Raw genomic sequence first — 18,238 nt, forward strand, 5'->3', positions numbered from 1 at the left:
GCTGGGTGTTATATGTTAAATTATATTCATCCTGCTCAAAATTCCTAATAAGACGAGAAAGCCAAATATAATCCAAACCACTTTTGTAACGATCTTTTTTCGTTTTGCTTTCTTTTGCCAACGGTTTGGATCAAATTGTACCTCTCCGTCATCATGTCGTCTTGGCTGCCTCCGCTCCCAAGGTGACCATGCTCTAACCCCAATAAGCATAAGAGGGGCCAGCGCCAGTCCGCCTAGAAAACCGAAAACGTGTGCGGATATATTTATGTTTGGCTGAATAAACGTCATAACCATACCGATTAGGAAAATGACGACAATGATTTGTGTGCTGGCCTGATCGATTAAATCTTTTCGCATGGCAACCATGTACATGTAAATCCCAAAAATCCCATAAATAGCACCTGAGGCACCAAGGTGGGCAGTGAGTGAATTAGGGTCCATAATGTAGGTCCCAACATTACCTGCAATCCCTGCTCCGAAATAAGCGAGGATGAATTTAACTTTACCGAGCATTTTTTCTAAAGCTGGACCGAATAATACGAGTGAAAACGAGTTAAAAAGCACATGTGTAAGCCCACCATGTAAAAAAATCGGTGTAATTAATCGCCAATACTCGCCTGCGGTAACTGCAGGATTAAAGCCGATCCCCCAAAACTTGAATTCCACTGCAATGGGCAACCTGATTAAATCGATAAATACATAAAGCACAATATTGATCGCGACAAGGGTTGCTACGACCGGGTATAATTGAACAAATTCTTTTATGCTTCGCTCGTTGCGAATAAACATGACGACTGCCTCCCATGACCATGTGGCATTTTACACAATACCAATTAAAGCGGTATGATATAAACAGAGTTGCCATGATCATTGTATTCTAATAATAAGATTATCATACTAAAAAAAATATAACCGATGCAATATAGAACGTTTATCGAACAAGCCCGTGAAAGGACTGCAAGCAATATGATAAAAGGAATAGGAACGGATTTAATTGAACTGAAACGAATAGAAGACCAGCTGCTGAAAAGTGAGCGTCTCGTTGACCGTGTTTTGACAGATCACGAGCGTACGATATTTGATGCGTTGCAAAGCACGCAGCGCAAAGTAGAATATCTGGGCGGCAGATTTGCCGCAAAAGAGGCATTTTCCAAGGCCGCAGGTACAGGAATTGGTCAAAAATTTAGCTTTAAAGACATTGAAGTGCTGAATAATGAACAAGGTGCACCTGTGCTCACGTTGAAAAAGGATTATCAAGACATTGTATTTGTATCAATTACTCATACGAGTGCCTATGCATCAGCCTTTGTCGTAATTGAAGACCATACATAACATCAGCCACTCGTACGGACATCGTCTCATGTGAATCTCTTTGAGAAGACGTAAAGACAATGCTTGTCATAAGGCAAACCTGATCATAAAGATAAACACAACAGGGTTGTCTGCATATTCCGTAAGGTTGTCTCATATATTTTAGTGCGGGTAGGAGGGAATCCATTGTTTATTGTTACCGCAAAAGAAATGTACGATATTGATCATTATACGATGCATAACATCGGACTCGAATCAGTGTTAATGGAAAATGCCGGCAGGGCTGTCAGCGATCAAATGATTCAAAGGATCGCTAAGACCGATCGTGTTTTTGTGTTCGTAGGAGGCGGTCATAATGGTGGCGATGGCTTTGTTATTGCGAGAACGCTGCATAATTTAAATTATCACATCACCGTGTTACAGGTTGTTCCGGATGATCAGTTGGTTGAAGAAACGAGAAAGCAAAAAAAGCTTTTCACCAATTGTGGCGGCTATGTTGAATTAGCCAATTGTCATACGCTATCTGATCGGCTAGCGGAGGCGACTGTTGTAATTGATGCAATCACAGGCTTAGGCATAAAAGGCCAATTACGGTCACCGCTTGATCAAGTGGTTGCAAGTATCAATCAATCAGACGCATATGTCATAGCTGTAGATATCCCTTCAGGCCTTCCGGCGGATGAGGGAACATCGTCCTTTATTGCAATCCAGGCAGACGTGACAATTATCATTGGTGCAATCAAAGAAAGTGCGTGTTTACCAGACACGGCATCTTATTATGGAGAGTGGGATCTCGTTCATATTGGTCATCCGCCAAAGGCATTTGCAAGGCAACAGCTGAGGTGGTTGATGGATGCACATCAGTTTAAGCAATCAATGCCAAGGCGAACCAGAGAATCTCATAAAGGCGATCACGGCAGGGGCTTAATGATAGGTGGTAGTCACAATATGCCAGGCGCATCAGCTTTAGCCGTTAGGGCTGCTCTTAAATCTGGTGCAGGACTGATGACGGTTGCTTCCTCAGAGCGTGTGACGACTCATATTGCCAGTCAGTGCCCGGAAGCTATGTACATTCACCTTCCTTCAGATCAAGGTGAACTCGTCAAAAGCGACACATTATTGCTTGAAGGGTACGACGCGATTGCAGTTGGAGTTGGAATGGGACGCCGTCAAGAAACAGGAGCGTTTGTCAAATCCATTGTTGAAACAGCTCCGTGCCCTCTCATTATTGATGCAGACGGTATTTACCATTTAAACACGTGCCTCGATTTGGTGAAAGCGCGGAAGCACGCAACGATCATTACGCCTCATGCTGGAGAAATGGCACGTTTACTAGGGATTGAAATTGACGATCTTTTATTAAAGCCCTTCTATTATGCGCGTCAGCTGGCACAGACGTATAACATGTTCGTCGTGCTAAAGGGGAAGGCGACGATCATAACAGCACCAACTGGTGAACAGGCTGTTGATTTAACCGGCAATCCAGGCTTGGCAAAAGGCGGTAGCGGTGATGTGTTAACAGGTATTTGTTTGGCGATGATTATGCAGAAACAGAGCATTTTTCAGGCATTGTGTAATGCATGCTTCGTGCACGGCATGTCTGCAGATATCCAGGTGAATCAGTCTCATTCAGTCTATGATTTAATGGCGACTGATGTCATTGATGGTATCCCTGCAGTTTATCGTACATTACTCTAATTGTGGAACGATCAACAATGAGCAATGATCCCTTTGTCCGAATGAAAAAACCTAAGTTGTTTAGCATATTCGTGATCTAGACAGCTTGATGGAATTGACAGACAAGGGAGATATGTCCATGAGAACAAAACAAGGTCTTTTCCTAGCGGTTGCTGCCGTTATCCTCATGCTCCTAGCTGCTTGTGGCGGCAAATCACAGGAGGATGTCGTTGGTAATATCGAAAAAAATCTGGAGTCCATGAACGGTTATAAAGCAGAAGCCGAGATGCTGATGAATACGGGAGAAGAAGAACAACATTTTGCAATCGATATGTTGCATAAGAAAGAAGACTATTATCGTGTGAAGCTGCAAAACGATCAAGACGAACAGGGCAGTCAAATCATTTTGAAAAATGATGACGGTGTATTCGTGCTCACGCCAGAACTAGAGAAAAGCTTTAAATTCCAAAGTGATTGGCCAGAAAACAGTAGCCAACCATACTTGTATCAATCATTGGTCAATGATATTTTAAAGGACGATGAGGCAGAATTCGAAGCAACAGAAACGCACTACAAGTTCATGACAAAAACAAACTACCAGAGCAATAACAATTTACCTTACCAAGAAATTTATTTTGATAAAAAATCATACACACCTGTACGTGTCAAAGTACTCGATAAAGACAAAAATGCTTTAGTGGAAGTTAAATTTAACAACTTTGAGATGGATCCAGAATTCGGCGAGAATGATTTCGTGCTTGAAGATAATATGGACGTAAAAGATCAGGATGTCGCAACATCAGGACAAGAAGAATCCGAGGTTTTTACGGTCTTATTGCCGCTTTATTTGGCTGGGACTGATCTGTTAGAGAAAAAAGAGGTCGAGCTCGATGATGGTAAACGGGTAATCATGACCTTTTCTGGCGCTAAAAACTTCACTTTAATCGAAGAGAAGCGTACGAGCGTTCCAACTGCATCTGCACCCAAAGAAGTGACAGGCGACATTGTAAACCTCGGCCATTCAATCGGTGCACTCGAAGATGGTATGGTTGAATGGACCAAGGATGGTGTCGATTTCTACCTGGCTAGTGAAGATTTAACACGAGAAGAACTCATAGAAGTTGCGCAATCGGTTCAAGGTAAAGAAGTGAAATAAATGGTTCAAGCAAATAGCAGACTCTGCTTCGAAAGGGGGTCTGCTTTTATATTGTCAAAACGTATAAATTTGCCCCCCGCCGCATAACCGCCAATCCGCACGCATAAGTCCCTCCCGCGCCGCATAACCGCCACCCCACGCGCATATATCCCTCCCGCGCCGCATAACCGCCATCCCGCGCGCACAAGTCCATCTCCCGCCGCATAACCGCCACCTCGCACGCATATATCCCTCCCGCGCCGCATAACCGCCATCCCGCACGCATATATCCCTCCCGCGCCGCATAACCGCCGAACCACGCGCATAAGCCCCTCCCGCGCCGCATAACCGCCGAACCACGCGCATAAGCCCCTCCCGCGCCGCATAACCGCCATCCCGCACGCATAAGTCCATCTCCCGCCGCATAACCGCCATCCCGCACGCATATATCCCTCTCCTGCCGCATAACCGCCGCCCCACGCGCATAAGTCCCTCCCGCGCCGCATAACCGCCGCCCCACGCGCATAAGTCCCTCCCGCGCCGCATAACCGCCGCCCCACGCGCATAAGTCCCTCCCGCGCCGCATAACCGCCGCCCCACGCGCATAAGTCCCTCCCGCGCCGCATAACCGCCGCCCCACGCGCATAAGTCCCTCCCGCGCCGCATAACCGCCGCCCCACGCGCATAAGTCCCTCCCGCGCCGCATAACCGCCATCCCGCACGCATATATCCATCTCCTGCCGCATAACCGCCATCCCCCGCGCATATATCCCTCCCGCGCCGCATAACCGCCCCACACATCATTTCCGATTTGACAGGTTTAACCGAACAGGAAATAATAGACGTAATACATGAACACATATTATAAGATCAATAGCAGGAGGCTGCATGACGATGGCGCATTTTTACCGGCCGACATGGGCACACATAGATTTGGATGCAATTGGATATAATATTAACCAGATAAGGAAAACAATCCCCAAGCATACGAGCATAATGGCCGTTGTAAAAGCGAATGGCTATGGACACGGTGCTGTACAGGTCGCCAAGAAAGCATTAGAGTCTGGAGCGAACAAACTTGCAGTCGCTTTACTTGAAGAAGCGCTCGTTCTGAGAGACTCGGGCATAACGGCACCCATACTCGTATTCGGTAGAGTTGCCCCAGCCGATGTGCATATTGCAACACAAAACAATATTACACTGACATTTTTCCAAAAAGAATGGCTGGAAGCTGTTGCGCTTCACCCATCAGAAACACCATTAGAGGTTCATATGAAATGGGATACAGGCATGGGACGTGTTGGCGTTAGAACAGAAGAAGAATTAACAGCGATTTTAGAAGCACTTCAAAAGGCTAAAAACATTAAGCTCAAAGGAATTTATACACATTTCGCAACAGCGGATGAAGCAGCATGTGACCATTTTAATGAACAGAATAGCCGCTTCCAACAGTTAAAAGCCCTCTTTGAAAAAAAGTGGTCTTCGCCTGTTGTGTACCATACCGGTAACAGCGCCGCATCAAGCCGATATCCAGAAAAAATGTATGATGGTATACGATTTGGCATTGCTATGTATGGCCTGTATCCTTCACAAACGACAAAGGTCGAGCACCCGATTGACTTAAAGCCAGCATTTTCGCTTCATAGCCGGCTCATACATGTGAAAAAAGTCGAAAAAGGCGCGACGATTAGTTATGGTGCAACATATGAAGCCAAAACAGATGAATGGATTGGGACGATACCAATAGGCTATGCAGACGGCTGGCTCCGGAAGCTCCAAGGAATTGACGTCCTTGTTAATGGGAAACGCATGCCAATTGTTGGCAGGATTTGTATGGATCAAACGATGATTCGACTTGATCAGCACTATCCTATAGATACAAAAGTGACCCTAATTGGCCGCCAAGGTCGTGAGGAAATTAGTATGGATGACGTTGCAACTTGGTTGGATACCATTAATTATGAAATACCGTGTATCATATCAGACCGCGTACCAAGGGTGTATGATTCTGAATACAAATCATAAATAAAGCTGTTAAACCGACTTCAGATTAGCATAAACAAACGATTGGACTAATATATATACCACGTAGACATTCATTCAAACAGAAAAAACGCGTTTTATGTAAAAAAATGCCCAAATCACCTTTGCAATGCATGGTATTCGATGATATGATGAGAATGAATTCATATATATTGTTCAACAGTTGGCGGAGGTGTATGGTTTTGTCGGAGAGCTTGCAAGAGATTTTAGTAAGACTTCCTAAAAATCTGGTACATGAGGTGAATGGACTAATGAAATATGAAAACCGTGACTTGAGTGACTTCATATGCCAGGCTACGAGAAACTATTTGGAGCATAAAAAGAGCGAACATGTACAGCAATTCCACGCATCCATGCAGAAGGGCTATCAGGAAATGGCGCGCATTAACTTAAGTATTGCTTCTGAGGCTTTTCAAGCTGAAGAGGAGGCAGAAGATACCCTTGAGCGTGCCGTGATCGGGGTGTAGCCACTTGATCGTACAACGAGGCGAAGTTTATTTCGCCGACTTATCCCCTGTTGTTGGATCAGAGCAGGGTGGCATTAGGCCAGTATTGATCCTACAAAATAATATAGGAAATCGCTTCAGTCCGACAGTTATTGTAGCGGCGATAACCGCACAGATTCAAAAGGCGAAGCTTCCTACCCATGTAGAAATTGATGCTAAACGTTATGGATTTGATCGTAACTCAGTCATACTACTTGAACAGATTCGTACGCTGGACAAACAACGATTGACTGATAAGATTACGAAGCTTGATAAAGAAATGATGACGAAGATAGACCAAGCACTAGAGATTAGCCTTGGATTAAAAGATATGTATCATAATAAGGATCAATAGGTACACCCTTGTTGTTTAAAGCAGGGGTTTTTTTGTATTTTTAAATCTATAATTGCTCAATTGTGTTACTAAAACATTAAATATTTCCTATTTAATCATCCTGACATTGCATAATAGGTATGGACATGCAACAATAGAAAAAAATGTCATAATTTCGGAGGGGCTAAATGGATACGAAATTCAAGAAAATAGTCTTTGAAAATAGTGATATGATCGTCAATATGTGGATGAAAGAAATCGAAACGTTAAAAGACGGTAATTATACATCAAGTGTGTCTGACGAATTATTCGAAAGTACGAATCGAGAATTTGTTAATGTCATTTTTTCAAGCATTCAACATCGCGGGTCTACACATGTTGTTGAAGATTTTTCCGAGAAGCTGATTAATCTTGGTTGGCCACTCAGCTATATAACAGATGGTTTACAAGTGTTTAGGCGTGTGACGATCGACTTTATTCTTTCTCATACTGAACGTATCGATTCAACATATATTTCGGAGCTCATCAGAAGTGTTGATCTTTGGACAGAGCCGCTTATTAGACAGCTCGTCAATGAATACTCAGGCAGCTGGGAGCATATTGTCTCGCTCCAACGGGTTGCACTTCAAGAACTATCCGCTCCACTCATTCCCGTTATGGACAATATCACGATTATGCCGCTAATTGGAACGATTGATACAGAGCGTGCCAAGCTCATAATGGAGAACCTGTTAGACGGTGTCATCAAGCATAATTCAGAAGTCGTACTAATGGATATTACAGGCGTACCAGTTGTCGATACGATGGTTGCACATCATATTATTCAAGCTGCAGAAGCTGTTAGACTGATAGGATCGACGTGTATTCTCGTTGGGATTCGGCCAGAAATAGCTCAGACGATTGTTAATCTCGGTATTAATCTTGATAAATTCCCGACCCAAAGCTCGCTTAAAAAAGGCTTTAGTGCGGCCCTAAACATGACCGGACGCGACATTGTTGAAAATCAAGCCAAGCATAAACAAATTCAAGATATGATTGATTCTTTAAGTAGGGAGTGATCGTATGAAAAAAATACCGATTTTGAAGCTGCATGACTATTTACTCGTCTCTATTCAGACAGAAATTGATGATCAGACAGCGATGCAATTTCAAGAGGATTTACTGCAGAAAATCCACGTAACTGGTGCCACTGGTGTTGTAATAGACTTAACATCGGTCGATATGATCGATTCGTTTATAGCCAAAGTATTAGGTGATGTCGTAACAATGTCGGATCTAATGGGGGCGACAGTTGTTTTAACAGGCATACAGCCAGCGGTAGCGATGACATTAATTGATCTTGGCATACACTTGCAAAATGTCCCGACCGCTCTGGACATTGAACAGGGATTGGTCAAACTTCACCAGGAATTGGGGGCATAGCCTATGGAAAAATCCTGTGTGAGCATCAAAATCGAACTCGATATCGTTGCTGCACGTCAACTTGGACGAGAGCTCGCAAAGCAAGTCGGGTTTAGTGTTGTTGATCAGGCTCGATTTGCAACTGCCGTATCAGAATTAGCTCGAAACATCTATTTATATGCGGATCAAGGAGAAATCTCTTTTGATATTATTAAAAACATGAACCAATCAGGCTTACGTTTAACCGCAACCGATAAAGGACCAGGCATACGGGATATTAGTCAAGTCATGCAGGATGGCTACACGACGTCTGGCGGACTTGGTGCTGGGCTTCCTGGTGTAAGGCGGTTGATGGATGACTTTGATATCATATCAGAGGAGAACATAGGGACAACAGTAACGGTTGTAAAGTGGAAACGGTAATAAACAGCTTACATACGTATGAGCGACGCGCTTCCCTTTTTGTGCGAGGCTAATTGTGTGTAAATCATGAAGGGGGATGCTGACATTGGATGTAGCAAAAATAGATATAAACAGCTATAGAGATCTGTTAAAGAAATACATTGATCATCAGGACGAATCATCTCTTTATGGCGCCGAGCAAATGAGCAAGGCGTTCATTAAAAATCATATTTTGCCAGATGAAATCGTCAGCCTTCATATTCAATCCTTGATGGAACTTTATCCTAGCTTATCGCAAGACATTCAAAATTCGATGCGTTTCCTATTGGAGACGATGATTTACTATGGACTTGCCCATCAAGAATACCAAGCCTTAAGAGAAAATCAATTAGCACTCAGATCGGAAATCTCTTTAGCTGCAAACGTGCAAACTACATTGCTCAAAACGGATAAACCAGATATTGAAGGACTTGATATCGGTGTTATCTCCATGCCAGCCCATCAAATGAACGGGGACTATTACCATTTTATTAAAGGGAAACAAGATTCTCTCGGTATTGCTGTTGCAGATGTTGTCGGAAAAGGTATTCCCGCTGCTTTATGCATGTCGATGATCAAGTATTCAATGGATATTTTAGAAGAAGAAGCGATGATGCCCGCTAAGATTTTAAAGTATTTAAACCGAGTTGTTGAACGCAATGTGGATGCGAGCATGTTTATAACGATGTTTTATGCACAGTACACGCCTACAGATAACCTACTGCGTTACGCTTCGGCCGGTCATGAGCCTGGTTTTTTTTACTGTGCACAAACAGATACCTTTTCAGAAATAGAAACAAAAGGACTTGTCTTAGGTGTTTTACCTGATAGCGCATATCCGAGCTATGAACAAAAGATTAACAAAGGCGATATGATCATTTTACTGACTGACGGTGTGACAGAGTGTAGACGTGGGAATGAATTTATTAAACGTGAAGAAGTGTTGGATGTGATCAAGCAATACATGCACCTTCCTGCACAAGACATCGTTAATCACGTGTATAAGTATTTTGAGCGGCTTCAAGACTTTCAATTACGTGACGATTTTACGCTTGTTATTTTGAGACGTGAGGTTTAACCCCTGCTACAAATGGGTACAAGAGAAATGTGTCATCACAAACATCTTGGAAAAAAACGCGAGCATAGATATTGTGGGGAGGAATTAAAGTGGATCTATCAATAGATGTTGTCAACGAGCGTGATAAATTGATTGCGGTTTTAGTAGGTGAAGTGGATGTATACACAGCACCTAAATTGAAAGAATCACTTCTGTTCTTAGTTAAAAAGGAACAAACAATGCTTGAGGTCGATATGACCGGGGTTTCTTATATGGACAGCACTGGGCTTGGTGTGATTATTAGTGTATTAAAGGCAGCGAAAGAGCACGAGAGTCAGTTACGGCTCTCCAATTTACAAGACAGTGTGATGCGGCTGTTTCATATCACTGGTTTAGACAAAGTCATAGATATTAGTGTATCGATTCGAGAGGGGCGTTAATATGACAGATACCTTTGACTTTATTGAAATGAAAATACCCGCAAAAGCAGAGTACGTCGGCGTCATCCGATTAAGCTTGTCGGGAATTGCCAATCGTATGGGATTTAATTATGAGGATATTGAAGACTTAAAGGTTGCCGTTTCAGAGGCAATTACCAACGCGGTTACCCATGCTTACGATGATCATAAAGAGGGAGAGGTGACGATTGGCTTCGGTGTATATGCTGATCGAATAGAAGTCATGGTTGCTGATCATGGCGGTAGCTTCAACCTTGAGGATATTAAAGGGAAAATCGGCCCTTATGAACACGTTGAAACGGTAGAATCGCTGCGGGAGGGTGGCTTTGGTCTGTTCATTATTGATGCTCTTGTAGACAAGGTCGAAATTAATAACGAATACGGTGTCATTGTTTTAATGACCAAGTACCTACAAGAAACCGGGGTGGAGGTTGATGCCAATCAACTCTCAACAAGATAACATCGACCGACAAGACATTTATAAATGGATTGAGCATTTACATGAAAACCCAGATGATCAAGTTATTCAAGAAAAAATTGTGCTCGCTTACAAGGATCTTGTTGAATCAATTGCTCGGAAATATTCTCACAACAGTACGATTCATGAGGACTTGACACAGGTCGGTATGATCGGACTTCTTGGAGCGGTCAGGCGGTATGACCCTAATGTTGGTAAGTCGTTTGAATCCTTTGCGGTTCCTACGATTATTGGCGAAATCAAGCGTTTTATTCGGGATAAAACGTGGAGTATTCACGTGCCAAGACGGATTAAGGAGCTTGGTCCAAAGATTAAGCGAGCGGTTGAAGAGCTAACGGTTTCAATGCAACAATCCCCGACAATAAAGGACATCGCTGCCCATCTGGAAGTTTCTGAAGAGGATGTTCTAGAAACGATGGAAATGACAAAAAGCTATAAGGCGCTCTCAGTAGATCGAAAAATTGAGGCGGACTCTGATGGCGGAACAGTATCTCTGTTAGATCTTGTCGGAACCAAGGATAAAAGCTTTGAAACGGCGGACCAGAGAATGGTATTAGAAAAAATTCTTCCCGTACTTTCTGAACGTGAGCAGCAAATTTTGACATGCACATATTTTAAAAATATGAGTCAAAAAGAGACAGGCGAGCTGTTAGGCATTTCGCAAATGCACGTATCAAGGCTACAGCGCCGGTCATTGCGAAAACTCCGTGATATGATCGAGGCTGAAGGTGCGGAGGTATTGATGTGATAAAGAGTCGAACAGAAGTAGCTGTGTATCAAAAGCCTAAAAAAGGCAATTATTATTGTGGTGATAGCTACTATTATACTGAAACCGAGAATGAATTCATTTGCGTTATAGCAGATGGATTAGGGAGTGGCGAATTTGCAAAAGAATCATCACAAGTCGTCATTAACATTGTGAAAGCGCATATCGATGCGTCCGTTAAGACGCTTATTAAAATGTGTAATCAGTCATTAATGGGAAAGCGTGGGGTCGTCCTCGGACTGCTGAAAATAGATTTCGACCAAAAACACTATACGTTTTCATCCGTTGGTAATATTGGTATCGTCATGATATCGAACTGGAAAAAAAAGCGTAACATACCGAATGCAGGCTTTTTAGCTGGCTATGAACGGCCATTTAAAGTCGTAAGCGGAGAATTAAAGCCCGAAATGAGGTTTGTCGTTTTTTCTGACGGTGTAACAGATGCCGATCTATCTCAGCCATTTATGCTTTATAACAATGTTCATGAGTTAACCCATGCATTTTCCGAATATAAAGCAGATCAAGCAGATGACGACACGACGATGATCACGATCAAATACACTGGATAAATTAAAATAGTCATCAGAACACCCCACACGGGACTAGCATAAGCGGCTGGTCTTTTTTATTGTTCTTTGCCCCAAAACGCATAAGGGGGTATCAGGGCTAAAAGTCACGGTATTTTTTTGGATTAGGCATTTCCTTCCTTGTTTGATAAAATATATGAGAACATAAAGGAGGAACAATCGTGAATGAAGTTGTGAATAATGAAACAAACATTACGAACTGGGTTGCACATGAAACACAAACGAAGCAATCCATCGTCGAAACCGTTCTTTCCTTAATTAAGGAAGGTAACACTGTGCCATTTATTGCCCGGTACCGTAAAGAGGCAACTGGCGGACTTGATGAGGTTCAGATTAAAGACATACATGACAAATGGCAGTATGCTACAAATTTGGAGGAGCGTAAGGAAGAAGTTATACGCTTAATTGATGAACAAGGCAAGCTAACTGAAGAATTGCGTAAAGACATTGTACAGGCAACGCAATTACAGCGTGTGGAAGATTTGTATCGCCCGTACAAACAAAAACGCCGTACCCGTGCTACAATTGCAAAGGAAAAAGGACTTGAACCACTTGCGCAACAAGCTTGGGCTCAAGATGCTGTAAACATAAGAGACGCAGCAGAGGCCTATTTATCCGAAGAGCATGAGCTCAACACAATTGATGATGTTTTAGCAGGTGTGAACGATATCATTGCTGAATGGATTTCTGATGAAGCAGCATACCGGGAAGCAATTAGAGATATGACGTTTAAGCAGGGACTTGTTCACTCGGAGGCGAAAAAGCCAGAGCTTGATGAGAAAAAAGTATATCAAATGTACTATGACTATCATGAGTCTGTTCGCTCACTCGTTTCACACCGGATCTTAGCATTGAACCGCGGTGAAAAAGAGGATGTGCTTAAAGTAACGATTGAGCCACCTGCCGACAAAATCACGACATACTTGCATAAAAAAGTGATTAAGTCTCATGCAAGTGAACAGATCCGTTCCATTTTAGAAGCGGCCATTTCGGATAGCTATAAACGGCTTATTCAGCCATCTATCGAACGGGAAATTCGTAACACACTGTCAGAGACAGCTGAGCAGCAGGCGATAGATATCTTTTCCGAAAATCTTAAAAACCTACTCCTGCAGCCACCACTAAAGGGACGAACAATGCTCGGTGTCGATCCAGCATTCCGAACCGGTTGCAAGCTAGCTGTCATCAATGAAACTGGAAAGGTGCAAGCGATTGACGTGATGTATCCGACAGCACCACGCAATGATTATGCCGGATCAGAAAAGAAGGTTTTAAAATTTATTAAAACCTACAACGTTGAATTAATCGCGATCGGAAATGGCACGGCATCCCGTGAAACAGAGCATTTTATATCTGAGGTCATTTCAAACAATAAACTTGATCTACCATATATCATTGTCAATGAGGCTGGTGCCAGTGTTTATTCAGCTTCTAAGCTCGCCCGTGAAGAATTTCCAGACCTTCAAGTGGAAGAAAGAAGTGCCGTCTCAATTGCACGTCGTGTCCAGGACCCGCTCGCCGAGCTCGTTAAAATTGATCCGAAGTCAATCGGTGTCGGTCAATACCAGCACGATGTAAGCCAGAAAAAGCTCAATGAATCACTCAGTTTTGTTGTTGAAACAGCCGTTAACCAAGTCGGCGTGAATGTGAATACCGCATCATCCTCGTTGCTACAATACGTATCGGGATTAAGTAAAACAGTCGCCAACAACATTATTAAGCAACGTGATGAATTAGGTAAATTTATTAATCGAGCTCAATTGAAAAAAATCCCACGCCTCGGAGCTAAAACATATGAACAGAGTATTGGTTTTTTACGCATCATTGATGGGGAACACCCACTTGATCGGACACCAATTCACCCTGAAAGCTACAAGCAAACAGAGGCGTTACTCGCAATGATTGGTTGTACAATAGAAGATATTGGCTCAGAAGAATTGCAAGAAAAGCTCAACGCAATGGATCAAAAAGAAACCGCGGCAAAACTAGATATTGGTGTGCCGACGCTGGCCGATATTATGAGTGCACTCATTCGTCCGGAAAGAGATCCGCGTGATGAGTTTCCACAGCCACTTCTCAAGCAAAACATCCTCTCACTTGAGGATCTTGAGCAAGGGATGGAAATGCAGGGAACAGTTCGAAATGTCGTTGACTTTGGTGTGTTTGTTGATATCGGCGTTAAACAAGACGGACTCGTCCATATTTCCAAAATGGCTGATAAATTCGTCAAACACCCAATGGATATTGCATCAGTTGGCGATGTCGTCACCGTATGGGTCGAGGATGTTGACAAAGAAAGAGGCAGAATTGCTTTGTCAATGGTTCAGGCTAAAGTCAGTACACATTAATTTTAAAAAGAAGCCCGATGAGGATGGATGTGCTCCAACCTATCGGGCCTTTTAATTTATTCTGTTACGCTTGCTGCTTCAAGCTCACTTATTGAAATACCCATCGCATGTGCAACACCTTCACCATAAGCAGGGTCAGCTTGGTAGCAATGGTTGATGTGCCGCAGCTTAATATGCTTTTCCACACCTTCCATATTGCGAGCTGTATTTTCAAATAGTGCTTGCTTCTGATCATCAGTCATGAGATTGAATAGTTTTCCTGGCTGTTCGAAGTAGTTATCATCGTCTTCACGGAAATTCCAGCGGTCTGCATCACCGTAAAGCGGTAAGCTCGGTTCTTTGTATTCTGGTTGATCAGCCCATTCACCATAGCTGTTAGGTCCATAATGAAGTAAGCTACCATGGTTGCCATCAACACGCATCTGTCCATCGCGGTGGAAGCTATGGAACGGGCACTTCGGCTTGTTAACAGGGATTTGGTGATGGTTGACCCCTAGACGATAGCGTTGCGCATCTCCGTATGAGAATAATCTGCCTTGCAGCATTTTATCGGGTGAAAAGCTAATTCCAGGCACAACGTTTGCTGGTGTAAAGGCAGCTTGTTCGACATCAGCAAAATAGTTTTCCGGATTTCTGTTCAATTCAAATTCACCGACTTCGATGAGTGGGAAATCTTTTTTATACCACACTTTCGTTAGATCAAATGGGTTGTACGGCATGTTGTTCGCTTGTTCCTCAGTCATAACCTGTATATACATCTTCCATTTAGGGAAGTTTTCATTTTCAATAGACTCATAGAGATCCTTTTGATGACTTTCTCTGTCTTTCCCAACAACATGTTCTGCTTCTTGGTCCGTTAAGTTCTCAATCCCTTGTTGTGATCGGAAATGGAATTTTACCCAAACACGCTCATTTTCCGCATTAATCATGGAAAATGTATGACTACCAAATCCATGCATATGACGATATGTCTTTGGAATCCCGCGCTCACTCATTACAATCGTCACCTGATGCAATGCCTCGGGTAGAGATGACCAGAAGTCCCAATTATTATTCGCATCACGCATGTTTGTACGAGGATCACGTTTAACAGCATGGTTTAAGTCAGGGAATAATAATGGATCTCTGAAGAAGAAGACAGGCGTATTATTACCGACAATGTCCCAGTTTCCTTCCTCTGTATAAAATCTTAAGGCGAACCCACGAATGTCACGTTCTGCATCTGCTGCACCTCGTTCACCAGCTACTGTTGAGAAGCGGGCAAACATCTCTGTTTGTTTACCAACTTCAGAGAATATTTTAGCGCGTGTATACTTCGTAATGTCATTTGTAACTGTAAAGGTTCCAAAAGCACCTGACCCTTTCGCATGCATTCTACGCTCAGGAATAACCTCTCGATCGAAATGGGCCATCTTCTCTAGAAACCAAACATCCTGCAAGAGCATCGGCCCTCGTGGACCAGCTGTTAGCGAGTTTTCATAATCAGGCACTGGCGCTCCAGCAGCGGTTGTAAGTCTTCTTTTATGTGTGTTGTCATTGTTATTCATAAGTATACATCTCCCTTTGCTTATTTATAATCATTATAATAACATAGTTAATATTATATTACTACTGATATTATTACAATGGTGAATAAAAATCGTATAACATGCTTCACCATTATATTTATGACGATGGACAATCGTTATGTTAGAATGAGATACGAATCTTTAAAAAGGGGAATACAATGGACCATTTAAATGAGGCATCTCTATATCGTCTCGTCAACCATTTGTCTCAAACACACTTTAATAAGCCTTTTGTACATGTCGTACGGTTTAATTCCAGACTGCGAACAACGGGAGGGCGGTATATACCAGCAATTAATACGATTGAAATAAATCCGAAATACGCTCTTGAAATGGATCATGAAGAATTGGTTGGTATTATTAAACATGAACTGTGTCATTATCATCTTCACATAGAAGGAAAAGGATATAAACATCGTGATCGAGACTTTAAAGATCTCCTTAAAGCAACCGGCTCCCCAAGACATTGTCAGCCATTACCTTCTTTAAAGGAGCAATCCAATTATATTTACTCATGTCGATCATGCGGACTAACATATAAAAGAAAGCGCCGTGTGAATACGTCAAAATATGTATGCGGAAAATGTCGCGGACGGTTGGTTATGCGGGAGCACGTTTAAATGAGTATCATTTTCATGAAATGTATTGACGAACGATGTATCGCATGGTAAATTATATAAGCATTTTGTTTCTGCAAAAAAATAAAATGAGTCGTTGACAAACGTTGAAGATTGTTGTAACATATTCTTCGTCGCCAATAAAGTAAAGAGTTGCAAAGAGCTACATAAGGCTCGGAAAATTCTTTGAAAGAGTAGTTGGCTTGATGATATAAATATGATATAATGTATAAGTCCAAAACGCTTCTGTTTTTGACTTTACGATCTATTCCACAGTAGCTCAGTGGTAGAGCTATCGGCTGTTAACCGATCGGTCGCAGGTTCGAATCCTGCCTGTGGAGCCATACGGAGAAGTACTCAAGAGGCTGAAGAGGTGCCCCTGCTAAGGGCATAGGTCGCGATAGCGGCGCGAGGGTTCAAATCCCTCCTTCTCCGCCATTTCACATGGCCCGTTGGTCAAGCGGTTAAGACACCGCCCTTTCTCGGCGGTAACACGGGTTCGAATCGCGTACGGGTCATCTTTTTTATTGCAACTTAATAGGTTAGGTCTGGTAGTTCAGTTGGTTAGAATGCCTGCCTGTCACGCAGGAGGTCGCGGGTTCGAGTCCCGTCCAGACCGCCACTTATTGGGCTATAGCCAAGCGGTAAGGCAACGGGTTTTGGTCTCGTCATTCCTAGGTTCGAATCCTAGTAGCCCAGCCATTTCTTATGCAATGAAAAAGGTAACCGAGAAACATGAGCCATTAGCTCAACCGGTAGAGCAAGCCGTAAACATCCCAGAAAGAGCAACGGGTTGTAGGCCTGCGAGGAGTGAGACATCACTGATCTATCGTGCAACACGACGAGCATCGTCATTAAACGCTTCATAAAAGGAAGCGGACTTTCATTTAAAACATGAGCCATTAGCTCAGCCGGTAGAGCATCTGACTTTTAATCAGAGGGTCGGAGGTTCGAATCCTCCATGGCTCACCATCCAAGTGAATGTGGCGGAACTGGCAAACGCGCTAGACCCAGGATCTAGTGTCCTTGGACGCAGGGTTCAAATCCCTTCATCCGCACCATTTAAATTGTTCTTTTTATAACATTATATGCGGTCGTGGCGGAATCGGCAGACGCGCTAGGTTGAGGGCCTAGTGGGAGTTAATCCCGTGGAGGTTCAAGTCCTCTCGGCCGCACTTGTTTCATTTAAAACTATAACGCTATACTGAGCGATGCGTCATATTGCGCCCGTAGCTCAATTGGATAGAGCGTTTGACTACGGATCAAAAGGTTAGGGGTTCGACTCCTCTCGGGCGCGCCATTTTAATTTTGCGGGAAGTAGCTCAGCTTGGTAGAGCACATGGTTTGGGACCATGGGGTCGCAGGTTCGAATCCTGTCTTCCCGACCATTTAACAACATAATATTTTTATTTCCTTGCGGGTGTAGTTTAGTGGTAAAACCTCAGCCTTCCAAGCTGATGTCGAGGGTTCAATTCCCTTCACCCGCTCCATTCATTGTAATGGGCCTGTAGCTCAGTTGGTTAGAGCGCACG

General features: G+C 43.2%; 18 protein-coding genes and 11 tRNA genes. 27 read left to right on the plus strand and 2 right to left on the minus strand.

Features of this window, described 5'->3' with window-relative positions:
* Positions 1 to 15: 15 nt before the first annotated feature.
* Positions 16 to 789: a rhomboid family intramembrane serine protease gene (locus HPC67_RS09485; RefSeq protein ID WP_217587371.1), complete on the minus strand. Its 774-nt coding sequence runs from the start codon at positions 787 to 789 to the stop codon at positions 16 to 18.
* Positions 790 to 966: 177 nt separating this feature from the next.
* On the opposite strand from HPC67_RS09485, the gene acpS reads away from it, so the two are divergent.
* The 15 genes from acpS to HPC67_RS09560 all read left to right on the plus strand — a co-directional run bounded on the left by acpS (position 967) and on the right by HPC67_RS09560 (position 14,521).
* Positions 967 to 1,332 carry a holo-ACP synthase gene (acpS, locus tag HPC67_RS09490; RefSeq protein WP_217587372.1) on the plus strand — a complete coding sequence of 122 codons (366 nt, stop codon included), beginning with the start codon at positions 967 to 969 and terminating at the stop codon, positions 1,330 to 1,332.
* 165 nt (positions 1,333 to 1,497) lie between these two features.
* Positions 1,498 to 3,009 (plus strand): NAD(P)H-hydrate dehydratase, encoded by a 1,512-nt coding sequence (locus HPC67_RS09495; RefSeq protein ID WP_217587374.1) that lies wholly within the window; start codon positions 1,498 to 1,500, stop codon positions 3,007 to 3,009.
* A gap of 118 nt (positions 3,010 to 3,127) precedes the next feature.
* Positions 3,128 to 4,144, plus strand: coding sequence for a LolA family protein (locus HPC67_RS09500; RefSeq protein WP_217587376.1), 1,017 nt, complete (start codon positions 3,128 to 3,130; stop codon positions 4,142 to 4,144).
* Between the two features lie 873 nt (positions 4,145 to 5,017).
* The gene (gene alr, locus HPC67_RS09505) at positions 5,018 to 6,148 is read left to right on the plus strand and encodes an alanine racemase (RefSeq protein ID WP_246569896.1); all 1,131 of its coding nucleotides are present in this window, start codon (positions 5,018 to 5,020) and stop codon (positions 6,146 to 6,148) included.
* A gap of 200 nt (positions 6,149 to 6,348) precedes the next feature.
* Positions 6,349 to 6,633 carry an antitoxin gene (locus tag HPC67_RS09510; RefSeq protein WP_217587378.1) on the plus strand — a complete coding sequence of 95 codons (285 nt, stop codon included), beginning with the start codon at positions 6,349 to 6,351 and terminating at the stop codon, positions 6,631 to 6,633.
* A gap of 4 nt (positions 6,634 to 6,637) precedes the next feature.
* Positions 6,638 to 7,006 carry a type II toxin-antitoxin system PemK/MazF family toxin gene (locus HPC67_RS09515; RefSeq protein WP_217587379.1) on the plus strand — a complete coding sequence of 123 codons (369 nt, stop codon included), beginning with the start codon at positions 6,638 to 6,640 and terminating at the stop codon, positions 7,004 to 7,006.
* 167 nt (positions 7,007 to 7,173) lie between these two features.
* Entirely contained in the window at positions 7,174 to 8,043 is an 870-nt protein-coding gene (locus tag HPC67_RS09520; RefSeq protein WP_217587380.1) for an RsbT co-antagonist protein RsbRA, read from the plus strand.
* A gap of 4 nt (positions 8,044 to 8,047) precedes the next feature.
* The gene (locus HPC67_RS09525) at positions 8,048 to 8,407 is read left to right on the plus strand and encodes an STAS domain-containing protein (RefSeq protein WP_217587381.1); all 360 of its coding nucleotides are present in this window, start codon (positions 8,048 to 8,050) and stop codon (positions 8,405 to 8,407) included.
* Positions 8,408 to 8,410: 3 nt separating this feature from the next.
* Entirely contained in the window at positions 8,411 to 8,809 is a 399-nt protein-coding gene (locus HPC67_RS09530; RefSeq protein WP_217587382.1) for an anti-sigma regulatory factor, read from the plus strand.
* Between the two features lie 76 nt (positions 8,810 to 8,885).
* Positions 8,886 to 9,905: a PP2C family protein-serine/threonine phosphatase gene (locus tag HPC67_RS09535; protein WP_217587384.1), complete on the plus strand. Its 1,020-nt coding sequence runs from the start codon at positions 8,886 to 8,888 to the stop codon at positions 9,903 to 9,905.
* Positions 9,906 to 9,994: 89 nt separating this feature from the next.
* Positions 9,995 to 10,324, plus strand: coding sequence for an STAS domain-containing protein (locus HPC67_RS09540; protein WP_217587386.1), 330 nt, complete (start codon positions 9,995 to 9,997; stop codon positions 10,322 to 10,324).
* A 1-nt stretch (position 10,325) separates the two neighbouring features.
* The gene (gene rsbW / locus HPC67_RS09545) at positions 10,326 to 10,802 is read left to right on the plus strand and encodes an anti-sigma B factor RsbW (protein ID WP_217587387.1); all 477 of its coding nucleotides are present in this window, start codon (positions 10,326 to 10,328) and stop codon (positions 10,800 to 10,802) included.
* Positions 10,777 to 11,568: an RNA polymerase sigma factor SigB gene (sigB, locus tag HPC67_RS09550; RefSeq protein ID WP_217587388.1), complete on the plus strand. Its 792-nt coding sequence runs from the start codon at positions 10,777 to 10,779 to the stop codon at positions 11,566 to 11,568. Before rsbW ends, sigB begins: the two co-directional genes overlap by 26 nt.
* Positions 11,565 to 12,155 carry a SpoIIE family protein phosphatase gene (locus tag HPC67_RS09555; protein WP_343327827.1) on the plus strand — a complete coding sequence of 197 codons (591 nt, stop codon included), beginning with the start codon at positions 11,565 to 11,567 and terminating at the stop codon, positions 12,153 to 12,155. Before sigB ends, HPC67_RS09555 begins: the two co-directional genes overlap by 4 nt.
* Positions 12,156 to 12,334: 179 nt before the next feature.
* On the plus strand, positions 12,335 to 14,521 hold the full coding sequence (locus HPC67_RS09560) for a Tex family protein (RefSeq protein WP_425514311.1): 2,187 nt from the start codon (positions 12,335 to 12,337) through the stop codon (positions 14,519 to 14,521).
* A gap of 56 nt (positions 14,522 to 14,577) precedes the next feature.
* Here the strand turns inward: HPC67_RS09560 and HPC67_RS09565 are convergent, their stop codons facing one another.
* Complete coding sequence (locus HPC67_RS09565) at positions 14,578 to 16,068, minus strand: catalase (protein ID WP_217587389.1); 1,491 nt, start codon at positions 16,066 to 16,068, stop codon at positions 14,578 to 14,580.
* A 179-nt stretch (positions 16,069 to 16,247) separates the two neighbouring features.
* On the opposite strand from HPC67_RS09565, the gene HPC67_RS09570 reads away from it, so the two are divergent.
* From HPC67_RS09570 to HPC67_RS09625, 12 genes are all read left to right on the plus strand, one after another.
* The gene (locus tag HPC67_RS09570) at positions 16,248 to 16,709 is read left to right on the plus strand and encodes a SprT family protein (protein WP_217587390.1); all 462 of its coding nucleotides are present in this window, start codon (positions 16,248 to 16,250) and stop codon (positions 16,707 to 16,709) included.
* A gap of 266 nt (positions 16,710 to 16,975) precedes the next feature.
* Positions 16,976 to 17,050 (plus strand) — tRNA-Asn (locus HPC67_RS09575).
* Positions 17,051 to 17,053: 3 nt separating this feature from the next.
* Positions 17,054 to 17,144: transfer RNA gene (locus HPC67_RS09580), tRNA-Ser, on the plus strand.
* Between the two features lie 8 nt (positions 17,145 to 17,152).
* A tRNA-Glu gene (locus tag HPC67_RS09585) sits at positions 17,153 to 17,224 on the plus strand.
* Positions 17,225 to 17,251: 27 nt separating this feature from the next.
* Positions 17,252 to 17,328 (plus strand) — tRNA-Asp (locus HPC67_RS09590).
* 5 nt (positions 17,329 to 17,333) lie between these two features.
* A tRNA-Gln gene (locus tag HPC67_RS09595) sits at positions 17,334 to 17,408 on the plus strand.
* A gap of 194 nt (positions 17,409 to 17,602) precedes the next feature.
* Positions 17,603 to 17,678, plus strand: a tRNA-Lys gene (locus HPC67_RS09600).
* A 5-nt stretch (positions 17,679 to 17,683) separates the two neighbouring features.
* Positions 17,684 to 17,767 (plus strand) — tRNA-Leu (locus HPC67_RS09605).
* 29 nt (positions 17,768 to 17,796) lie between these two features.
* Positions 17,797 to 17,881 (plus strand) — tRNA-Leu (locus HPC67_RS09610).
* A gap of 48 nt (positions 17,882 to 17,929) precedes the next feature.
* Positions 17,930 to 18,006: transfer RNA gene (locus HPC67_RS09615), tRNA-Arg, on the plus strand.
* 11 nt (positions 18,007 to 18,017) lie between these two features.
* Positions 18,018 to 18,094, plus strand: a tRNA-Pro gene (locus HPC67_RS09620).
* A 28-nt stretch (positions 18,095 to 18,122) separates the two neighbouring features.
* A tRNA-Gly gene (locus HPC67_RS09625) sits at positions 18,123 to 18,196 on the plus strand.
* The last annotated feature ends 42 nt before the right edge of the window (positions 18,197 to 18,238 follow it).

Origin of the sequence: Lentibacillus saliphilus, from assembly GCF_019093865.1 — a bacterium.
Classification (GTDB): Bacteria; Bacillota; Bacilli; order Bacillales; family Amphibacillaceae; genus Lentibacillus_B; species Lentibacillus_B saliphilus.

Excerpts from the sequence above, each read along its gene's own strand:
- HPC67_RS09485 (WP_217587371.1), bottom strand. The coding sequence starts at position 789 with ATGTTTATTCGCAACGAGCGAAGCATAAAAGAATTTGTTCAATTATAC.
- acpS (WP_217587372.1), top strand. The coding sequence starts at position 967 with ATGATAAAAGGAATAGGAACGGATTTAATTGAACTGAAACGAATAGAA.
- HPC67_RS09500 (WP_217587376.1), top strand. The coding sequence starts at position 3,128 with ATGAGAACAAAACAAGGTCTTTTCCTAGCGGTTGCTGCCGTTATCCTC.
- alr (WP_246569896.1), top strand. The coding sequence starts at position 5,018 with ATGGCGCATTTTTACCGGCCGACATGGGCACACATAGATTTGGATGCA.
- HPC67_RS09520 (WP_217587380.1), top strand. The coding sequence starts at position 7,174 with ATGGATACGAAATTCAAGAAAATAGTCTTTGAAAATAGTGATATGATC.
- HPC67_RS09525 (WP_217587381.1), top strand. The coding sequence starts at position 8,048 with ATGAAAAAAATACCGATTTTGAAGCTGCATGACTATTTACTCGTCTCT.
- HPC67_RS09530 (WP_217587382.1), top strand. The coding sequence starts at position 8,411 with ATGGAAAAATCCTGTGTGAGCATCAAAATCGAACTCGATATCGTTGCT.
- HPC67_RS09535 (WP_217587384.1), top strand. The coding sequence starts at position 8,886 with ATGCTGACATTGGATGTAGCAAAAATAGATATAAACAGCTATAGAGAT.
- rsbW (WP_217587387.1), top strand. The coding sequence starts at position 10,326 with ATGACAGATACCTTTGACTTTATTGAAATGAAAATACCCGCAAAAGCA.
- sigB (WP_217587388.1), top strand. The coding sequence starts at position 10,777 with ATGCCAATCAACTCTCAACAAGATAACATCGACCGACAAGACATTTAT.
- HPC67_RS09565 (WP_217587389.1), bottom strand. The coding sequence starts at position 16,068 with ATGAATAACAATGACAACACACATAAAAGAAGACTTACAACCGCTGCT.
- HPC67_RS09570 (WP_217587390.1), top strand. The coding sequence starts at position 16,248 with ATGGACCATTTAAATGAGGCATCTCTATATCGTCTCGTCAACCATTTG.